The organism is Aquabacterium sp. (genome assembly GCF_021768455.1).
Lineage (GTDB): Bacteria > Pseudomonadota > Gammaproteobacteria > Burkholderiales > Burkholderiaceae_C > Aquabacterium.
Window position 1 is genome coordinate 1 of record NZ_JAIZVX010000092.1, and the last position, 17,903, is coordinate 17,903.

A 17,903-nucleotide genomic window follows, 5' to 3' on the forward strand; every position below is an offset into this window, starting at 1 on the left:
GGCCGCGATGGCCATGGCCTGGCGCAGCAGGCGCTCGAAGCGGTCGCGGTCGCCGTCGTTCAGGCTCTCGGCGCGCGAGACGAAGACGCCCGCGTTGCGGCCTGCGCCAAAGGCCTCGGCCTGGTCGAAGAAGCGGGTGGCCTCGGTGAGGCTGCCGCCCGGGCGCGAGGCCTCGAAGCTGCCCATCAGGCTGGCCAGGGCGCCTTGTCCGTGGCCGGGATCGCGCTCCCAGGCGAGCCGGGCCAGGCGCAGGGCCAGGGGCAGGTCGGCCACGACGTCGGGCTGGTCTTTCGAGAGGGCGATGGCGCCGCCCCAGGACGCGGCCGCCCAGTAGGCCAGGCCGATCTGGTCGGGTTGCAGGCTTTGCAGGGCGCCGCGGGCCAGGTCTCTGCCGAAGCCGGGGTGGCGGGCCTCCAACGTGGCCATGGCGTGGCGGTGGGCGCGTTCGTAGAGGTGGCGGGCGCGCTCGCGCAGGCGCTGCGCGGCCCTGGCGTCATGGGTTTCGAGCCGCTCGGCCTCGAAGGCGACGAAGGCAAAGGCGTACTGGGTGAAGCCCCCGGCCACGGCTTCGCCCAGCGCGGTGTGGTCGGGCGTTTGCCGCAGGATGGATTCGGACAGCTTGAGGTAGAAGGCGCCGGCGTCGCGGGCCAGGACCAGGTCATCTTCCTGCGCCAGCCCCTGGGAGGCCAGTTCGTCGGCCATGCGGTTCAAGACCAGGTGGCTGGGCGTGCAGGCACTCTGCAGCGCAGCAAGGATGAGGAGGAGGGGGAGTCGCCACACGGCCGGGACGTGATCGCTTGAGTGCAGAAGCGTTGGACTCTAGGGCGGCTTGATGAAGCTGTGGTGACAAGGGGGCAGGCCCCGTTGGCCGTGTGCCCGGGCTTTGCTTGGGAATATCCGACCTGGGCGCTCTGCTGAAATCCTAGGGTTTGTACCAATCTCATGGCTTGCCTACATTGGGATCGCTCGATTGAAAGGCTCCTCATGAGCCAAACGACCGTGGAGCTTGAATCGCTCCTCATGCAGCGCTCCCTGACCGACTCGCAGCTGCTGGCTGCGGCGGAGGCCGCCGCCGATTTCCGGATCCTGCCCGATGCCACCGTGATCAAGATCGGAGGACAAAGCGTCATCGACCGTGGTCGTGCGGCGGTGTACCCCCTGGTCGACGAGATCGTGGCCGCCCGCAAGGCCCATCAACTGCTGATCGGCACCGGGGCCGGCACCCGTGCCCGCCACCTGTATTCCGTGGCCGCAGGCCTGAACCTGCCGGCCGGCGTGCTGTCGCAACTGGGCGCGTCGGTGGCCGACCAGAATGCCGCGATGCTCGGTCAACTGCTGGCCAAGCACGGCATCTGTGCGGTCGATGGCGCGGGCCTGTCGGCCGTGCCGCTCTTTCTGGCCGAGGTGCGCGCCGTGATCTTCAGCGGCATGCCGCCCTACAAGCTGTGGACGCGTCCCGCCCAGGAAGGGATGATCCCTCCTTATCGCACCGACGCGGGCTGTTTCCTCATGGCCGAACAGTTCGGTTGCAAGGCCATGGTCTACGTGAAGGACGAAGATGGCCTCTTCACCGGCAATCCCAAGACCGACAAGCACGCCACCTTCATCCCGAAGATTTCGGTGGAAGAGATGAAGGCCAAAGGCCTGCACGACTCCATCCTGGAGTTCCCCATGCTCGACCTGCTCCAGTCTGCGCGGCACGTCCGCCAGGTCCAGGTCATCAACGGCCTGGTGCCTGGCAACCTCACCCGTGCGCTCGCAGGCGAGCACGTGGGCACCCTCATCACCGCAAGCTGAGCACACACCATGGTCGACACCTCCAACAGCATCAAACACGTCGCCTCGCCGCTTGCGCGCCAGACCTTGCAGGACGGCTCCCTCACTCGCCCTGTCGCCGGAGGCCGCCCGCGCCGCCTCCTGCCCTGGTTGCAGGTTGTGAAGATCGGTGGTCGCTCCATCATGGACCGCGGCGCCGAGGCCATCCTGCCCATCGTGGAGGAACTGCGCAAGCTGCTGCCCGAGCACCGGCTGCTCATCCTGACCGGCGCCGGCATCCGGGCCCGCCACGTCTACAGCGTGGGCCTGGACCTGGGGCTGCCGGTGGGCTCGCTTGCGCCCCTGGCTGCCAGCGAGGCAGGTCAGAACGGTCACATCCTGGCTTCGCTGCTGGCCCCCGAAGGCGTTTCGTATGTCGAGCACCCCACGATCGCCAACCAGCTGGCCATCCACCTGAGCGCCACGCGCGCCGTGGTGGGCAGTGCCTTTCCGCCCTATCACCATCACGAGTTCCCGGGCTCGCGCATCCCTTCGCACCGAGCCGACACCGGGGCCTTCCTGCTGGCCGATGCCCTGGGCGCTGCTGGGCTGACCATCGTGGAAGACGTGGATGGCGTGTGCACGGCCGACCCACATGGGCCGGAGGCGGCACAGGCCCAGCTGATCCGAGAGACCAGCGTGGCCGAGCTGTGCAAGGTGGGCGGCACGCTGCCCTTTGACCGAGCCCTGCTGGACGTGATGGCCACCGCTCGCCACATCGAGCGTGTGCAGATCGTCAACGGCCTGGTGCCGGGCCGCCTCACCGCGGCCTTGCGCGGCGAGCATGTGGGCACCATCGTGCGTACTGGAGCGAGCGCCGTTTGAGCTTGCTGCGCTCGGGGGCATGATGTCGGGATGACCTTGCCCCTGCCTCGCCCCGCCCACCGTTGGCCGCCCTTGCCCGCCATCCGCGCCTTCGAGGCCGCTGCGCGCCTGGGGTCCTTTGAGCGCGCCAGCGAGGAGCTGGCCTTGAGCGCGAGTGCCGTGGGCAAGCGCGTGGTCAACCTGGAGCAATTGCTGGGCGTGAAGCTGCTGGTGCGCCGCGCCCGGGGCGTGAGCCTGAGCCCGGCGGGCCTGGAGTACCTGGCGCAGGTGAGGGCGGCGCTGGCCATGCTCTCGGCCGCGCCGCTGCACCAGCGCACGCCCGAGCGGCGCGTGACGCTGAAGGTCAGCACACCGCCCACCTTTGGCCGCGAACTGCTGGTGCCCCAGCTGGCCGCCTTCGCTGCGCTGGCGCCCGAGGTGGACGTCGATGTGCTGCTCTCGGTGCCCTACCTGGGCGGCGCCACGCCCGAGGCCGACGTGACCGTGCTCGCCATGCGGGCCAGCGATGCGGGCGCGTCCCCGTTGTTGAATGACACGCTGGTGGCCGTGTGCCAGCCTGCCTACGCGCGCCACCTTCGGCTGGAGACCCCGGCCGACCTTGACCGCGCCACCTTGCTGCGCAGCCCCCCTGAAAGCTGGCGGCACTGGTTTGCCTCCGCCGGCCTGGACCGGCCCGAGCCACAGCAGGGGCCACGCCTGGTCGACATGGGTTTGGCGATGTCGGCCGCCCAGCATGGCGTGGGCGTGGCCCTGGCGCGCAGCAGCCTGGTGCGCCGCGCTGTGCGGGCGGGGGAGCTCATGGTGCTGTGCGGTGTGAAAGCCCCACCCCTCACGGCTTATGCCCTGACCGTGTCGGCCCCAGGCCCGGACGACGCCACGACCCAGGCCGCCCTGCGCTTTGCCGACTGGCTGCGAGCGGTGTGCCAGGTGGCGTGCAGCGACCCGCACGAAGCCTGAACCGAGCCCCGCCTGATTGGCCGGGCTCGCCGGCCTCGGTGTCGGCCCACGCGCAGGCACGCCGCGACAGAATGGGCCGATCGCCTTCTCGGCTTCCCGTCTTTCGCGCCATCCCCATGCCTGCTCCCATCACCTGCCAGCACGACTTGCGTGAGGCGGCACGCCGCCGCATCCCCAAGGCTTTGTTCGATTACGTGGACCGTGGCGCCTACGACGAGGCCACCCTCCGAGCCAACCGCGCCGACCTCGATGCCATCGCCTTGCGCCAGCGGGTGATGGTCGACGTGTCGCAGCGCGAGATGGCCTGCACGATGGTGGGCGAGCCGGCGCGCATGCCCGTGGCCCTGGCGCCCACCGGTCTGGCGGGCTTGCTGCACGGGCAGGGTGAGGTCATGGCCGCCCGCGCCGCCCAGGCTTTTGGGGTGCCCTTCACCTTGTCGACCATGTCGATCGCCTCCATCGAGCAGGTGCGGGCGGCGGTGGACCGGCCCTTCTGGTTTCAGCTCTACGTGATGAAGGACCGGGCCTTTGTGCGCAGCCTGATCGAACGTGCCCGCGCGGCGGAATGCTCCGCCCTCGTCCTGACGGTGGACCTGGCCGCACAGTCCCAACGCCACCAGGACGTCCGCAACGGCCTGAGCGTGCCACCGCGCCTCACCCTGGGCAACGCGCTGAACATGGCGAGCAAGCCGGGCTGGTGCTGGCAGATGTGGCGCAGCCCGGGCCGCAGTTTTGGCAACCTTGAAGGCTTTGTGACCGGCTCACAGGGCGTGCAGAGCCTGGGCCAGTGGATCGGCCGCCAGTTCGATGCCTCGCTGTCGTGGCGCGATGTGGGCTGGGTGCGCGACCTGTGGCCTGGCAAGCTCGTCATCAAGGGTCTGCTGGACGCGGAGGACGCGGCCCAGGCTGTGGCCCATGGTGCCGATGCGATCGTGGTGTCCAACCATGGGGGCCGCCAGCTGGACGGCACGGTCTCGACGATGGCGGCGCTGCCCGGTGTGGTGGCCGAGGTGGGGGCACGCTGCGAGGTGCTGGTCGATGGCGGCATCCGCAGCGGGCAGGATGTGCTCAAGGCCCTGGCCCTGGGGGCACACGGCACCCTGATCGGACGGGCCTTCTTGCATGGCCTGGCGGCGCAAGGGCAGTCGGGCGTGACGACGGCGCTCACCCTGATCCAGCGAGAGCTGGACGTGAGCATGGCCTTGTGTGGTCTGCGCAGCGTGAGCGAGGTGGGGCCCCATGCCCTGTGGCGCAAGGCCTGAGGTGGTGGCCGGGCTGCGAGCCCGGCCGTCAGGTGCCTTGTTCAGGTCAGCTGGCTGGCGAGGGCTTTGGCCGCGGCCAGCAGGGCGCGCTCCTGGTGAGGGTGTCCCACCAGTTGCAGGCCGATGGGCAGGCCATGTGGGCCTTTGAGGCCGGGCACGTTCACGCAAGGCAGGCCCAGCAGGTTCCACACGCGGCTGAAGGCCGGGTCGCCTGTGGCGGCCAGGCCTTGCGGAGCCTCGCCGGGGGCCGCGGGCACGAGCAGGGCATCGCAGCCTTGCATCAGCTCGGCCAGGGCATGACGCCCCTGAAGGGTGAGAGCCTGGGCCTGGGCAAAGGCTTCGTCGCTCACGCCGTGGCCGGCCTGCAGCAGCAGCTTGAGGGCGTCCCCCATCAAGGCCGGGTGCTGGGTGTATTCCGGTGCCAGGCTGCGGCAGGCTTCGTAGGCCATGATGGTCTTCTGGGCTTCGAACAGGCCGGCCAGGGCGTCGGGCAGCTTCAGTTCGTCCTGCACCAGGCCTTGCGAGCGCAACTGACCCACCGCCCGATTGAACACCTCAGCGCCGCCGGGGCTCATCAGCGGCCACTCGTGGGTGTGACAGGTCCGCAGACGCGGGCTCACCTCGGGCAGAGGCTCAAAGGCTGAGCGGGTGAGGGCGCAGCGCAGCAACTCCAGGTCGTCGGCCGAGCGTGCCATCCAGCCCAGGGTGTCCATCGCGTGCGACAGGCCCTTGATCCCGGCCAGGCTGTGCTGCCCCAGCGTGGGCTTGAGTGCGAACACCCCGCAGTAGGAGGCGGGTCGGATCAGCGAGCCGGCCGTTTGCGTGCCCAGGGCCAGGGGCACCATGCCAGCGGCCACCGCAGCGGCCGAGCCGCTGGACGAACCGCCGGGCGTGTGCGCCAGGTTCCAGGGGTTGGCGGTGGGGCCGGGCTGGAAATAGCCGAACTCCGTGGTCACGGTCTTGCCCATGAGCACGGCACCTTGCGCAAGCAGGGCCTCGACCACGGCCGCGTTGGCGGTGGGCCGGTGCCCCTGGTAGATCGGCGAGCCGTAGGCGGTGGGCCAGTCGACCGTGTCGATCAGGTCTTTCAGACCGATGGGGATGCCGCACAGCAGACCCGGCGCCAGGCCTGCGATCAGCTCGGCATCGAGCCGGGCTGCGCGCGCTTCGGGCAGGGCCGGATCCCAGTCCTGCCAGGCGCGCACGGCCGGCTCGTGGGCCGCGATGCGCTCGTTCAGCGTCCGCACCACCTGACTGGGGCGCAAGCGTCCTTGGCGCATCGCCTCCCGCAGGTCGGTGGCGGTGAGGCAGGTGGTGTCTGCGAGGTGGGCCAGGGGGGCGGATTCTTGGGTCATGGTGAGGGTGGAGGGGAAGCGGCAGGGATGAGCTCGGCCTTGAGAGCGTGTGCTCGGTGGAGGATGTACTGGCGCAGCACCTCGACGTCATCGGGCTTGAGCAGGCCTGAGAAGGCCGGCATGCCGCGGGCGGTGCGTGCGCCATAGACGATGCCGAGGAAGATCTGGTGCTTCTCTGGCGTGAGGTAGCGCAGATCGGGCACCACGCCACCACTCACGGCGTTGAGGCCGTGGCAGTTGGCGCACAGGCCATTGAACATCGTCCGCCCGATCTGCAAGGTGGCTGCATCTGCCGTGACGGTCTCCAGTGGAGGCAGAGCCGCAGCGGTCATCTTCGGCGGGGGCAGGGTGGTCGTGCCGCCCAGTTTGAAGGTCACGACGCGGGCCTCGGCCTTGACCTTCGCACCCAGCGACAGCTGCCCGGTGATGTTGGGGAAGGAGCCGCCCCAGCCCACCATGAAGGCCACGTACTGCTCGCCCTTCACCGTGTAGGTCACGGGTCCGGCCATGGCGCCCGAGTTCACTGGCATCGACCACAGCAGCTTGCCTGTGTCGGCGGCATAGGCCACCGCGCGGCCATCGGCCGTGCCCTGGAAGACAAGGTTGCCCGCGGTGGCCAGGGTTCCGCCGTTCCAGGCCGTGGGGTAGTCCACCTGCCAGGCAGCCTTCTGCTTGATGGGGTCCCAGGCCAGCAGCTTGCCTTTCCAGCTCTGGGCGATCTGCTTCACCACGGCAGGGTCCTCTGGCAGGCTGGGCACGTCCAGCCCAATGTTCACCACATTGCGGATGGGCAGGAACATTGGCTCCTTCTGGGGCTCCAGACCCGCGGCCGTTTCCTGCGCGGGCAGGTAGACCAGGCCGGTGCCCGGGTGGTAGGACATGGGCTGCCAGTTGTGCCCCCCCAAGAAGCTGGGCATGACGATCTTCATGCCCTGGCCATCGAGGTAGTTGGCAGCCCCGGTCAGCACCGGTCGCCCCGTCTTCATGTCAATGTGCGAGGCCCAGTTCACCGGCACGAACTTTTCAGCCGACAGCAGTTGGCCGTTGGTCCGATCGAGCACGTAGAAAAAGCCGTTCTTGGGCGCCTGCATCAGCACCTTGCGCGGCTTGCCTTCGATCTGCAAGTCGGCCAGGATCATGTGCTGCGTGGCGGTGTAGTCCCACATCTCGCCCGGGGTGGTCTGATAGTGCCAGACGTACTCGCCGGTGCTGGGGCGCAGCGCCACGATGGACGACAGGAAGAGGTTGTCTCCCTTGCCGTTGCTGCGGAACTGGTAATTGAAAGGCGAGCCATTGCCCACACCGATGTAGAGCAGGTCGAGATCGGGGTCATAGGCCATGGCGTCCCAGACGGTGCCGCCGCCGCCCCACTTGACCCAGCCGTTGCCATCCCAGGTTTTCAGGGCCATGCGCATGGCTTCGTTTTCGGGCGGCTTGCTCGGGTCGCCCGGCACGGTGAAGAAACGCCAACTGGGCTTGCCACTGCGGGCGTCGTAGGCTGTGAGGTAGCCGCGCACACCGAACTCGGCGCCGCCATTGCCGATCAGCACCTGACCTTTGACCACGCGTGGCGCACCGGTGATGGTGTAGCTTTTGTTGGGATCGAGCCGGGTGTCGACCGACCAGAGCTTCTTGCCATGGCGGGCGTCCAGGGCGATCAGGCGGCCATCGAAGGCCCCGACGTAGACCTTGCCCTCCCACACAGCCACGCCGCGGTTGACCACGCTGCAGCAGCCTTCGCCACCCTTGTCGCGTGGGACCTCGGGGTCAAAGCGCCACAGGGGCTTGCCGGTGGCGGCATCGAAGGCATAGACGATGCTGTATGGCCCGGTGGTGTACATGACGCCATCGACCACGATGGGTGTGGCCTCGACGCCGAAGTCCCAGTCCAGCTTCTGCGTCCAGGCAATGCCGAGTTGCTTGACGTTGCCGTCGGTGACCTGTTTGAGTGGGCTGTAGCGCTGTTCGTCGTAGGTGCGTCCGTGGCTGAGCCAGTTGCCGGGTTCCTTGTCGGCCTGCTGGATGCGCTGGCCGGTGACCCAGGCCTTGGGTGCGGAGGGGGCGGCCTGCAGTGCGGCCAGAGGGAGGGCTGTGCCGAGCACAAGGGTCAGGGCACGTTGGATGAGTTGCAATGGCTTCATGGTTTGGTCCTCCTGGCTCACATCACGAGCGTCACGGCCTTGTCGACCATGTAGCTGTCGAGGGCCGAGCGCGACAGGTCGGAGCCCACCCCGCTTTGCTTGATGCCCCCCCAAGGCAGGCGCGCGTCCAGCGGGCTCCAGCCATTGATGCCCACAGCCCCCACCCGCAGGCGCGAGGCCATCTGGTGGGCGCGGTTGACGTTCTGGGTCCACACCGTGGCCGACAGGCCGTACTGGCAGTCGTTGGCCATGGCAATGGCTTCCTCGTCGGTGTCGAAAGGGATGATCACGCCGACTGGGCCAAAGACCTCCTCGCGTGCGATCGCCATGGAGGGCGTGACATCACAGAAAATCGTGGGACGCACGAAGTAGCCGCCTGCGGGCACTTCTCCTTCGCCGGCCAGCATGGTCGCGCCTTCTGCCACGGCCCGCTGGATGTGCCCGCGCACGCGCTCGGCATGGCGGGCGCTGATGAGTGCGCCCATCTGCGTGGTGGGCGCCAGTGGCGCACCGAGTTGTACCCCTTGTGCCGCGCCCGCGAGGGCGCCGCATACGGATTGGTAGAGCGAGCGGTGCACGAGGATGCGGCTGCCTGCGGCGCAGGTCTGGCCCTGGTCCACAAAGAGGCCCATCGCACAGCCTCCGATGGCCTGTTCCAGGACCGCGTCCTCACAGATGATCTGCGGCGCTTTGCCACCCAGTTCGAGTGTGAGGCGCTTGAACAGCGGGCCGGCTTTTTCGGCAATCTCGCGCCCCACGGCGGTGCTGCCCGTGAAACTGACCTTGTCGACACCCGGGTGAGTGACCAGGGCTCGGCCGACCTCGGGGCCTGTGCCTTGCACCACGTTGATCACACCGGGAGGGAAGCCCGCTTCAATCGACAGCATGGCCAGCGCGGTCAGGGCCAGCGGTGCTTCTTCAGAGGGCTTGATGACCACGGTGCAGCCGGTGGCCAGGGCAGGGCCCAGCTTCCAGGCGCCGATCATCAGCGGGGCGTTCCAGGGCACGATGAGGGCGGCCACACCCACGGCCTCTTTCACGGTGTAGTTGAAAGTGGGGCGCCCCATGAAGCCAGCCGTTGGGATCTGGCGGCCCTCGATCTTGTCGGCCCAGCCTGCGAAATAGCGCAGTGTGTCGATGCTCATGGGCACGTCAAGCATGCGCGTTTCCATGATGGCCCGACCTTGCTCTTGTGCCAGCAGGGTCGCGAAGTCTTCGCTGTGGGCTTCCAGCAGGTCGGCGAGTCGGTGCATCAGTCGGGCGCGGGCAGCACCGGGCAGGGCGGCCCAGGCTCCGCCATCGAATTGGGCGCGGGCAGCGGCCACTGCCGCATCGACATCGGCAGCAGTGCCCGAGGCCACGTGGGCCATCACGTTGCCGGTGGCAGGTTCGTGTTTGTCAAACCAGTGTCCGTTGTGGGCGGCGCTGACTTCACCGTTGATGAGGTGGCGGCAGGTTTGTTGAATGATCAGGGTGGTCATGGCGTGATTCCTGCGCTTCAGTTGAACTGGTGGATGTAGCGCAGGGTCATGCGTTGACCCTCGGTGCGGTTGCGTGCCGACATCTCTGTGTAGTGATTGAAGACCAGGTGGTTCTTCATGTCGAAGCTGACCATGGCTCCGGGACCCACGCCCACCACGTGTTCTTTGCTGCCGCTCAGGGCATCACCATTGACCTTGGTTTCGGTGAGCTGCTGCAGCCAGTAGCCAGCCAACCCGATGCGCCACTGTGGCGTCAGCTGGTAGTCGACGGCGAGGTTGGCGTGCACGGCCTGACCCGCCTGGTAATCGCGTGCTTCGCTGATGCCGTGGCTGGCGAAGCGAGTCGACAAGGGGTCGCTGTTCTTGCCGTTCCACAGGTAGAAAAGGCGGCTGGAGGCCGTGACCTTCGGTGTCACCCACCAGGTGCCTGACCAGTAGGCTTCGATGGACGAGTGGTTGGCGCCGGGCGTCAGGCCCTTTGTCTTGTCGTAGCTGCCCATGGGCAGGGTCACGTCAAGTTCGACGCGCTGTGAGAACACAGGACCCTGCTCGCCCATGACGGGCTGCCACTGCAGGTAGGCTCCCAGGACGGGGTCGCCCATGCCGGTTTGCGTGTCGCCGAGGATGGCGCCGCCTGCGCCGTCGTCCAGCGAGGCAGACAGTACCGCAGGCAGGAGCAGCATGCCGCCGAGTTTGGCCCCGAGCACGTCCACGTCGCTTTGGTAGACGAACTGGTTGACCCAGGGCACCACGCGAACCTTGCTTTGGGGCAGGGCGAGGTCGTTGCCGTGCTGATCCTTGAAGTGGTCTGCGCTGTAGGGCTGCAGGTAGCTCATCAGGTAGAGCCCTGGGCCGCCAGGAGGTGGGGCTCCATCGACGAAGGTGGTCAGGCCCAGGTTGATGGAGGGGAGTTCGTAGGCCTGGGCCTGTGGGGCCAGGACGGCGCTCAGCGCAGCCAGGCCAAGGCTGAAGGGAAGGGCCAGTGTGCGAGGGGATGGCATGGGGTGTCGGGTAAGAGTAGGGGACACGTCCATGCTAGGAAAGCGGGACACCAGGGTCTTGCCTCGGGGTGCACGCCTCTTGACCTGCCGTGCATTCACCTGCTCATCCATGGGCGCTTTTGCCGCGCTGGAGGTGTTGTCGCGACGCCGAGGGTGACTCGCCAAAGAGGCGCTTGTAGGCACGGCTGAAGTGGGCCGCGTCACCAAAGCCGTGCTCATAGGCCAGGTGGGTCAGGTTGAGTTGATCTCCCTGGGGCGCCTGCAGGCGCTCACGACATCGCAGCAGGCGTTGGGTCAACTGGAAGGACTGGGGCGTATCGTTCACCGCTTCAAAGGCCTTGTAGAGGCTGCGGCGGGAGACGCCGAGGCGCAGGGCCAGTTCTTCGGAGCTGAGGCGAGCATCGGTCAAATGAGCCAGCAGGTAGGCCTGCGCCTCCTGCAGCAGGTTCGGCCGCGTGCCGCGCGGTGTGGACGGAGTGGCCCCGCTGGTCAGGGCCGCATCAAGCAGTGCCCGCAGGCTGAGCGCGAAGGCAGCCTGGGTACTGGCTTGCAGTTGCAGTCCCTCACGCAACGCGCCATTGACCATGTCCAGGGCCAGGCTGGCCGCTTCCTCTACTGGACGGGGGGTGAGCCGCCTTGTGAAGCCGCGTTGCAGCCAGCTGTCGTCGGTTGTGATGTGGCTGAAGAGCACGGTGAAATCGGCGTTCTCGGCCATGTCCAGTTCGTAGGGCCGCGAGGCCTCGTACAGCAGCCACTGCCCGCCTTGCAGCGTGACTGCTTGATGGCCCTGCCGAAAGGCAGCCTCACCGTCGTGTAGCCACAGTGCCTTGACGCATGGCTGCAACAGCCGGTCACAGGCGTCCTGACGCATGCGGGCCACGTGGGCCGAAGCACGGATGCGGGCCATGTGGCAGCCTTGCCTGACCTTGGTGACGGAGCGGGCCTGGAAGGCCTCCGGGTGCACGACGTGCAAGTCCAGCGGGAAAAAGCCACGGTGGATTTCCTGAGACCAACCGGCGGCCGTCGATGGCCGGTTTTGAGGCGAGCGAGGCTGGGGCGAGAGGGTCATGGCGTGCACTCCAAAAAGGCGTGGCAGACGAGCCTGCCGCGCTGGAACGTGGGGTGCATGAACCATGCCATTGCCAGACCGGTTTGTGCCGGACCTCAACGCGCCTTGCGCGCCTTCATCTGCCGCACCATGGCATCGAAGAACTTGACGGCGAAATCGTCTTCGCGGATCAGTTGCTGGGTCAGCGTGGCGCAGCGCTCGCTGACCGAGGTGGGCAGGGCCACGTCGTCTCCGGCCATGGCCGAGGCAGCGCACTGGATCTCTGCGGCACGCTGCACGGTCCACAAGAGGAAGAAGGTGCGGGGGATGTCGATCTCGCCCACGGCCACACCGTGGTTGCGCAGGGCCAGGATGTGCTTGTCACCCAGGCTGGCCAGCATGCGAACCTTCTCGTCGGCAAACAGGGTGATGCCTTCGAAGGTGTGGTACCCCACGCGGCCGTAGAGCTGGGCGCCGTAGAAGTTGTCGTGGCTGAAGCCGTTGCGCTTCATGGTCACGGCCGAGACCTCGGTGGTGTGCGTGTGCATCACGCAGTGGATGTCGTCGCGGGCGCCGTGCACCGCGCTGTGCAGCGCAAAGCCGGCCGGGTTGGCATCGTAAGGCGAGGGTTCGACCTTGTGGCCCGTCAGGTCGACCTTGAGCAGGTTGGCCGGGGTGATCTCGTCGTAGTTCAGGCCGAAGGGGTTGACCAGGTAATGGTCGGTGCCGGGCAGGCGGGCCGAGATGTGGTTGAAGATGGTCTCGGTCCAGCCGAAGTGGTCGACCAGGTGGTAGCAGTCGGCCAGCTGCACGCGCAGGGCCCATTCGCTGTCGCTGATGTGGTCGGGTTTGACGTGGGAGAGGGGGGCGCTGAGGTCCATGGGGTGCTTTCTGGAAAGGGGGCTTCAGGCCGCACGGGCCTGGGTGGGGGCGCTCATGCGGCGCACGCGCGCCAGCAGCTCGCTGGTGTGGGGAGTGGGCACTTCGTAGCGCTGCGCCAGTTCGACGATGGCGTCGCCGATGGCGGCCAGCTCCAGCGGACGGCCACGCTCGTGGTCCTGCAGCATGGAGGTGCGCACGTCGCCCATCTCGGCGCCCAGGCGAAGGAATTCAATGGGGTCGATCTCCAGCCGGGCGCCGTAGGCCGATGCGGTCAGCATGACCTCGTGCATCAGGGCCTTGACGGTGGGCAGCCAGCGCGGGTCGCTGTAGATCTCGCCCAGCGTGGCGCCGGTGAGCACCGACAGTGGGTTGGAGGTGAGGTTGGCGATCAGCTTGGTCCACAGCTTGTCGCGGATGCGTTCCAGCGGGCGGGCCTCGATGCCGCTGCTGCGCACCAGGGCGCAAACGCGTTCCAGGCGTTCGCTGAGGCCTCCGCCGGGTTCGCCCAGCATCAGCAGGTGGGGTGTGCGCGAGGTGACGCGACCGGGCTCGGTGGCCTCGGCCGTGACGAAGACCACGGCGCCCAGCACCTGCTCGGGGGGCAGCAGCGCGCGCAGGCGACCATCGGGGTCGACGCTGCGCACGGTCTCGCCTTCGAAACGGCCGCCATGCCGGTGGAAGAACCAGAAGGGCACGCCGTTGACCAGGGGCAGGATCACGGTGTCCGGGCCGATGGCGGGCTGCGCCTGCTCGGCCAGGTCGGCCAGGTCTTGCGACTTGCTGCACAGCAGAACCAGGTCCTGTGCGCCCAGACCGCGGACATCGGCCACGGCGCGCACGGCCACGCGCATCTGGCCTTCGAGGTCATCGAGGTGCACGCCGTGGTCGCGCAGGGCCTGCAGGGTGCGGCCGCGGGCCAGCACGCTCACGTCGTGGCCCGCAGCGGCCAGGCGGGCGGCCAGGGTGCAGCCGATGGCGCCCGCGCCAGCGATCAGGATGCGGGCGTGCTGGAAGGATGCGAGGGCAGAAGAGGACACGGGGATCATGCGGTGAGCGGGTCGAGCGCGTGGTAACGGCGGTTGAAATAAGCCAGTCCGGACTGGGCCTCCGGGCTGGGGATGCGCACCTCGCTGAGTTCGACGTAGAAGACGCTGTGGGTGCCCACGTCGTGGGTGGCGACGATGCGGCCATCGAGGTTGACCAGGGCGTCGTCGAGGGCCGGGGCGCCGCTGGCCAGGGTGCGGTGGGCGCAGCGCTCGAAGCGCTCGGCCATGCTGACTTCGCGGTTGGCGAACAGGGCCGATACGTCTTGCTGTTGGCCCTGCAGCACGTTGACGCACAGCACCTGGTTGGCTGCAAAGAAGCGGTGGGCAAAGGAGCTGCGGTTCATGCAGACCAGCAGGGTGGGCGGCGAGTCGGTCACGCTGCACACGGCCGAGGCCGTGAAGCCGGCGGGGCCTTCGGGTCCGTCTGTGGTGATCACGGTGACGGCGCCGGGCATGAGCGCCATGCCGTTGCGGAAGGCGTCAACAGACACCGGGGTGTGGTGAGGGGCAGGGGTCATGACGGGGCTTCAGAGGTCGAGGACAAGGCGGGCCGACTTGGAGCGCGAGCAGCACACCAGGATCTGGTCGTTGGCTTCGCGTTCTTCGTCGGTGAGGTAGGCATCCCGGTGGTCGGGTTCGCCTTCGATCACGGTGCAGGCGCAGGTGCCGCACACGCCTTCTTCACACGAGACGGACACCTTCAGGCCCGCCCCGCGCAGGGCTTCGAGCAGGCCTTGTTCGGCGCCCACCTGGATGGTTTTGCCGCTGCGCTGGGCCACCACTTCGAAGGCGGTGTTCTCGCCCACGGCCTGGGTCGGTGCGGAGAAGTACTCGCGGTGGATTTCGCCCGCTTGCAGGCCGGCCGAACGGGCTTCGTCCATCACCCATTCCATGAAGCCCGATGGGCCGCAGACGTAGACATGGCGGCCTGCCGGTGCGGCGCGCAGCACGGCGGCCGGCTGCAGTCTGGCGGCATCGCCGACCTCATCGAAATGGGCATGGACCTTGTGGGCCCAGGGCACGTTCTGCAGTTCGGCCAGGAAGGCCGCCTGTTGGGCGCTGCGGACGCAGTAGTGCATTTCGAAGGGGGCATTCAGGGCGTGCAGGCGCCAGGCCATGGCGATCATCGGCGTGATGCCGATGCCACCACCTACCAGCACGGTGTAGGGGGCGTTTTCCACCAGGGGGAAGTGGTTGCGCGGGGCGCTGATGGCCAGGCGCGTGCCCTCCAGCAGGTGCTGGTGCACGGCCACCGAGCCGCCGCGCGAGGCCGGGTCGCGCAGCACGCCCAGGCGGTAGGCACTGGCATCGGCCGGATCGCCGCACAGCGAGTAGGCGCGCACCAGGCCACCCGGCAGGTGAAGCTCAACGTGTGAGCCTGCGGTGAAGGCCGGCAGCGGGGTGCCGCTGGGGGCGGCGAGGTCGAGCACGGCCACGGCCGTGCCTTGCAGTTCGCGGTGGCGGACGACGACGTCGAGCGTCTCGGAAGGTGGGGTGAGGGTGTCGGTGCTCATGGCGCGGTGAGTTCGGTGTGCGGGCGTTGGGGAGGGCGCGGCGGGGCTCAGCGCATGAAGATGCCGCCGTTGAAGTCCCAGGCGGCGCCGGTGGCGAAGTCGGCATCGGCCGAGGCCAGCAGCGCGACCATGCGGGCCACGAAGCGGGGGTTGCCCAGGCGCTGCACCGGGATGGTCTGGACGATCTGGGCCAGGCGCTCGGCGGGCACGGCGGCGTGCACCGAGGGCAGGTCCATGGGGCCGGGGGCCACGGCGTTGACGGTCACGCCCTTGGCGCCCAGTTCGCGGGCGAAGATCTTGGTCAGGGTGAGGATGCCGGCCTTGGACGAGGCGTAGTGCGCACCCGAGGCCGTGCCGCCGTTCTGGCCTGCCAGCGAGGCCAGGTTGACGATGCGGCCATGGCCCGCTGCGGCCATGCTGGCGCCAAACACCTGGCAGCCCAGGAAGCAGCCGCGCAGGTTCACGTCCAGCACCTGGCTGAACTCTTCGGGGCTGATCGACATGACCGGGGTGGTCAGCGTCAGCGCCGCGTTGTTGACCAGCACGCCGGGCTGGCCCCAGGTGGCCTTGAGGCCGGCGTGCACGGCTTCGAAGTCGGCCTTGCGCAGCACGTCCAGGGCCTGGCCGGCGGTGCGCTGGCCGGTCGGGTCGATCTGGGCAGCGGCGCGCTGGGCGGCCTCGCCGTCGCGGTCGGTCAACAGCACGCGGTGGCCTTGGCTGTAGAGCTCGTCGGCGATCAGTTGGCCCAGGCCGTTGGCGGCCCCGGTCACGACGGCAATGGGCATGGGGGCAGAGGTCATGGCCGGTCCGATCAGAGGATGTAGCCGATGCCCGTGAGGGTGTCGACCGAGTTGATCAGGCGCACCACCTTGCGCTGGATGCGCCAGGTCTCGCCGTTCTTCACCAGCGTCCAGGTGACGTCGGCGGTGTGCTGGTGGAAGACGTCCTTGCGGAAGTCGCGCAGGTCTTGCGCGCCGCGCACGGTGACGGTGTCGCCTTCTTCGGCGATGACGCGCAGGCGTGAGACGTTGCGCACGGTGCGGGCCATGGGCTGCGTCGACATCGATTCGCCGCCGGTCAGGCGCTGCACGCGCAGGCTGCGCATGGTGGCGTCGTCGTGGGCGTAGTTCAGGGTGTTGTCGAAGTCGGTGGTCTCGGGGTCGATGGGCACGATGTAAGTGCCTTGGGGCGACCACAGGTCCAGCCAGGCGGCGTACTCGTTGTGGTCCAGCATGTCGGCTTCCAGCCAGACGAAGGCGGTGACGCTGTGCAGCAGAGAGAGGTTCATGGTGCGGGGCAGATCAAGGGTGGCGGGGGGGGGATGGCGGCCTGCTTCAGGCGGTCATCAGCTTTTTCCACTGCTGGTAGGCGGCACGCATGCCGGTCTCGGCGCTGACGTCGCTGGCGCGGCCGTCTTCGGTCAGGCGCTCGCCAGGCAGGCCGCGGTTGAGCATGATCCAGAGGTCCTTGCCGGCGGCCGAGCCCTTCTGCACGCGCTCCCAGGCCTCGGAGTCATCGGGGGTGCCGAAGCCCATGGGGCCCTGGAAGTGCTCGTGCAGGCGCAGGCGAGCCTGGTTGGCCGCAGCGGGGCCGCCGTCCATGGTGATCACGGCGTGGTGGATCTCGGTCTCGTTGACCGACACCGGCTGCAGCACGCGGAAGAAGGCCATGGAGCAGGCCACGTTGGGGAAGAGGTTGAGGTTGAAGCCCGAGCCGCCCACGGCGCGCACGATGCGGCGCACCTGCAGGTCGTCATGGCCTTCGTCGCGCAGCTGCTGGGCCAGCTCGGCAAAGCGCTCGGGGATGGGCTCGTCCAGGTTGGCTTCCAGGTCGATCAGCTCGGGGATCATCACCATCACGCTGTGGCCATTGCCCAGGTCTTCCACGAAGCCGGGGCCCTTGACGAAGTCCAGCATGCGTTCGGTGGCGGCGTCGACCGAGCTCAGGAAGCTCTTGTGCACCAGGGGGAAGTGGTAGGCGTCGGTGGTGTTTTCCAGCTGGATCTTCCAGTTGCCGGGGAAACGGAAGCGGTGCTCGCCCGCGACCTTGATGGGGTAGCCGGCGCCCTGCTTCATGAACAGGTCGATCCATTTTTTGGCGGGGCCGAGGAAGTCGACCAGGGGTTCGAGGTCTTCACGGAAGGTGGCGAAGACCATGCCGTTGTAGGTCTCGACGCGCAGGCTCACCAGCGGGAACTCTCCCTTGTCCAGGCAGTCGCCATAGCTCTCGGGGAAGGGCACGCCGCGCAGCGAACCATCGAGCGCATAGGCCCAGCCGTGGTACGGGCACACGAAGCTGGCGGTCTTGCCCTTCTTGTGCTCGCACACGGTGGCGGCGCGGTGGCGGCAGCGGTTGAGCAGCACGTTGATGTTCTGCTTGCGGTCGCGCACCACGATCACCGGCTCCATGCCCACCCAGTGGGTCTTGAAGCTGCCGGCTTCGGGGATCTCGCTTTCATGGGCCACCCAGACCCAGGTGTTGCGAAAGACCTTGTCCATCTCGGCGTCGAAGATGGCGGGGTCGTTGTAGAGCGAGGTGTGGACGCGGTCGGCCTGGACCAGGTCGGCCACCTGGCG

Annotated in this window: 17 protein-coding genes; 4 read left to right on the top strand and 13 right to left on the bottom strand. The window is 68.0% G+C overall.

Annotated elements, in window-relative coordinates; all coding sequences use genetic code 11:
* A partial coding sequence (locus QZ994_RS12690) for a TRAP transporter TatT component family protein (RefSeq protein WP_290871973.1) occupies positions 1 to 780 on the bottom strand: 780 nt, incomplete at its 3' end.
* 204 nt (positions 781 to 984) lie between these two features.
* On the opposite strand from QZ994_RS12690, the gene QZ994_RS12695 reads away from it, so the two are divergent.
* From QZ994_RS12695 to QZ994_RS12710, 4 genes are all read left to right on the top strand, one after another.
* Complete coding sequence (locus tag QZ994_RS12695) at positions 985 to 1,797, top strand: hypothetical protein (RefSeq protein WP_290871977.1); 813 nt, start codon at positions 985 to 987, stop codon at positions 1,795 to 1,797.
* Between the two features lie 9 nt (positions 1,798 to 1,806).
* Positions 1,807 to 2,640: a hypothetical protein gene (locus QZ994_RS12700; protein WP_290871980.1), complete on the top strand. Its 834-nt coding sequence runs from the start codon at positions 1,807 to 1,809 to the stop codon at positions 2,638 to 2,640.
* Positions 2,641 to 2,670: 30 nt separating this feature from the next.
* Positions 2,671 to 3,597, top strand: a complete 927-nt coding sequence (locus QZ994_RS12705; protein ID WP_290871982.1) for a LysR substrate-binding domain-containing protein — start codon at positions 2,671 to 2,673, stop codon at positions 3,595 to 3,597.
* A 116-nt stretch (positions 3,598 to 3,713) separates the two neighbouring features.
* Entirely contained in the window at positions 3,714 to 4,859 is a 1,146-nt protein-coding gene (locus QZ994_RS12710; protein WP_290871986.1) for an alpha-hydroxy acid oxidase, read from the top strand.
* A gap of 41 nt (positions 4,860 to 4,900) precedes the next feature.
* Here QZ994_RS12710 and QZ994_RS12715 read toward each other — a convergent pair whose 3' ends face one another.
* The 12 genes from QZ994_RS12715 to QZ994_RS12770 form a co-directional block, all read right to left on the bottom strand.
* Positions 4,901 to 6,214 carry an amidase gene (locus QZ994_RS12715; RefSeq protein WP_290871989.1) on the bottom strand — a complete coding sequence of 438 codons (1,314 nt, stop codon included), beginning with the start codon at positions 6,212 to 6,214 and terminating at the stop codon, positions 4,901 to 4,903.
* Positions 6,211 to 8,355 carry a PQQ-dependent dehydrogenase, methanol/ethanol family gene (locus QZ994_RS12720; protein ID WP_290871991.1) on the bottom strand — a complete coding sequence of 715 codons (2,145 nt, stop codon included), beginning with the start codon at positions 8,353 to 8,355 and terminating at the stop codon, positions 6,211 to 6,213. Before QZ994_RS12720 ends, QZ994_RS12715 begins: the two co-directional genes overlap by 4 nt.
* A 17-nt stretch (positions 8,356 to 8,372) precedes the next feature.
* A complete protein-coding gene (locus tag QZ994_RS12725; protein ID WP_290871994.1) occupies positions 8,373 to 9,836 on the bottom strand; it encodes an aldehyde dehydrogenase family protein in 1,464 nt (487 codons plus the stop codon).
* A 17-nt stretch (positions 9,837 to 9,853) separates the two neighbouring features.
* A complete protein-coding gene (locus QZ994_RS12730; protein ID WP_290871997.1) occupies positions 9,854 to 10,837 on the bottom strand; it encodes a transporter in 984 nt (327 codons plus the stop codon).
* 103 nt (positions 10,838 to 10,940) lie between these two features.
* The gene (locus QZ994_RS12735; protein ID WP_290871999.1) at positions 10,941 to 11,906 is read right to left on the bottom strand and encodes a helix-turn-helix domain-containing protein; all 966 of its coding nucleotides are present in this window, start codon (positions 11,904 to 11,906) and stop codon (positions 10,941 to 10,943) included.
* Positions 11,907 to 12,001: 95 nt separating this feature from the next.
* Positions 12,002 to 12,766 carry a class II aldolase/adducin family protein gene (locus QZ994_RS12740; protein WP_290872002.1) on the bottom strand — a complete coding sequence of 255 codons (765 nt, stop codon included), beginning with the start codon at positions 12,764 to 12,766 and terminating at the stop codon, positions 12,002 to 12,004.
* A 24-nt stretch (positions 12,767 to 12,790) separates the two neighbouring features.
* Positions 12,791 to 13,804 (bottom strand): 2-dehydropantoate 2-reductase, encoded by a 1,014-nt coding sequence (locus tag QZ994_RS12745; RefSeq protein ID WP_290872005.1) that lies wholly within the window; start codon positions 13,802 to 13,804, stop codon positions 12,791 to 12,793.
* A 5-nt stretch (positions 13,805 to 13,809) separates the two neighbouring features.
* Positions 13,810 to 14,331 (bottom strand): flavin reductase, encoded by a 522-nt coding sequence (locus tag QZ994_RS12750; RefSeq protein WP_290872008.1) that lies wholly within the window; start codon positions 14,329 to 14,331, stop codon positions 13,810 to 13,812.
* A 9-nt stretch (positions 14,332 to 14,340) separates the two neighbouring features.
* Positions 14,341 to 15,327 (bottom strand): PDR/VanB family oxidoreductase, encoded by a 987-nt coding sequence (locus QZ994_RS12755; RefSeq protein WP_290872011.1) that lies wholly within the window; start codon positions 15,325 to 15,327, stop codon positions 14,341 to 14,343.
* A 47-nt stretch (positions 15,328 to 15,374) separates the two neighbouring features.
* The gene (locus QZ994_RS12760) at positions 15,375 to 16,127 is read right to left on the bottom strand and encodes an SDR family oxidoreductase (RefSeq protein ID WP_290872014.1); all 753 of its coding nucleotides are present in this window, start codon (positions 16,125 to 16,127) and stop codon (positions 15,375 to 15,377) included.
* A gap of 11 nt (positions 16,128 to 16,138) precedes the next feature.
* Positions 16,139 to 16,615: an aromatic-ring-hydroxylating dioxygenase subunit beta gene (locus QZ994_RS12765; protein WP_290872017.1), complete on the bottom strand. Its 477-nt coding sequence runs from the start codon at positions 16,613 to 16,615 to the stop codon at positions 16,139 to 16,141.
* 46 nt (positions 16,616 to 16,661) lie between these two features.
* A complete protein-coding gene (locus tag QZ994_RS12770) occupies positions 16,662 to 17,897 on the bottom strand; it encodes an aromatic ring-hydroxylating dioxygenase subunit alpha (RefSeq protein WP_290872020.1) in 1,236 nt (411 codons plus the stop codon).
* Positions 17,898 to 17,903: the final 6 nt, after the last annotated feature.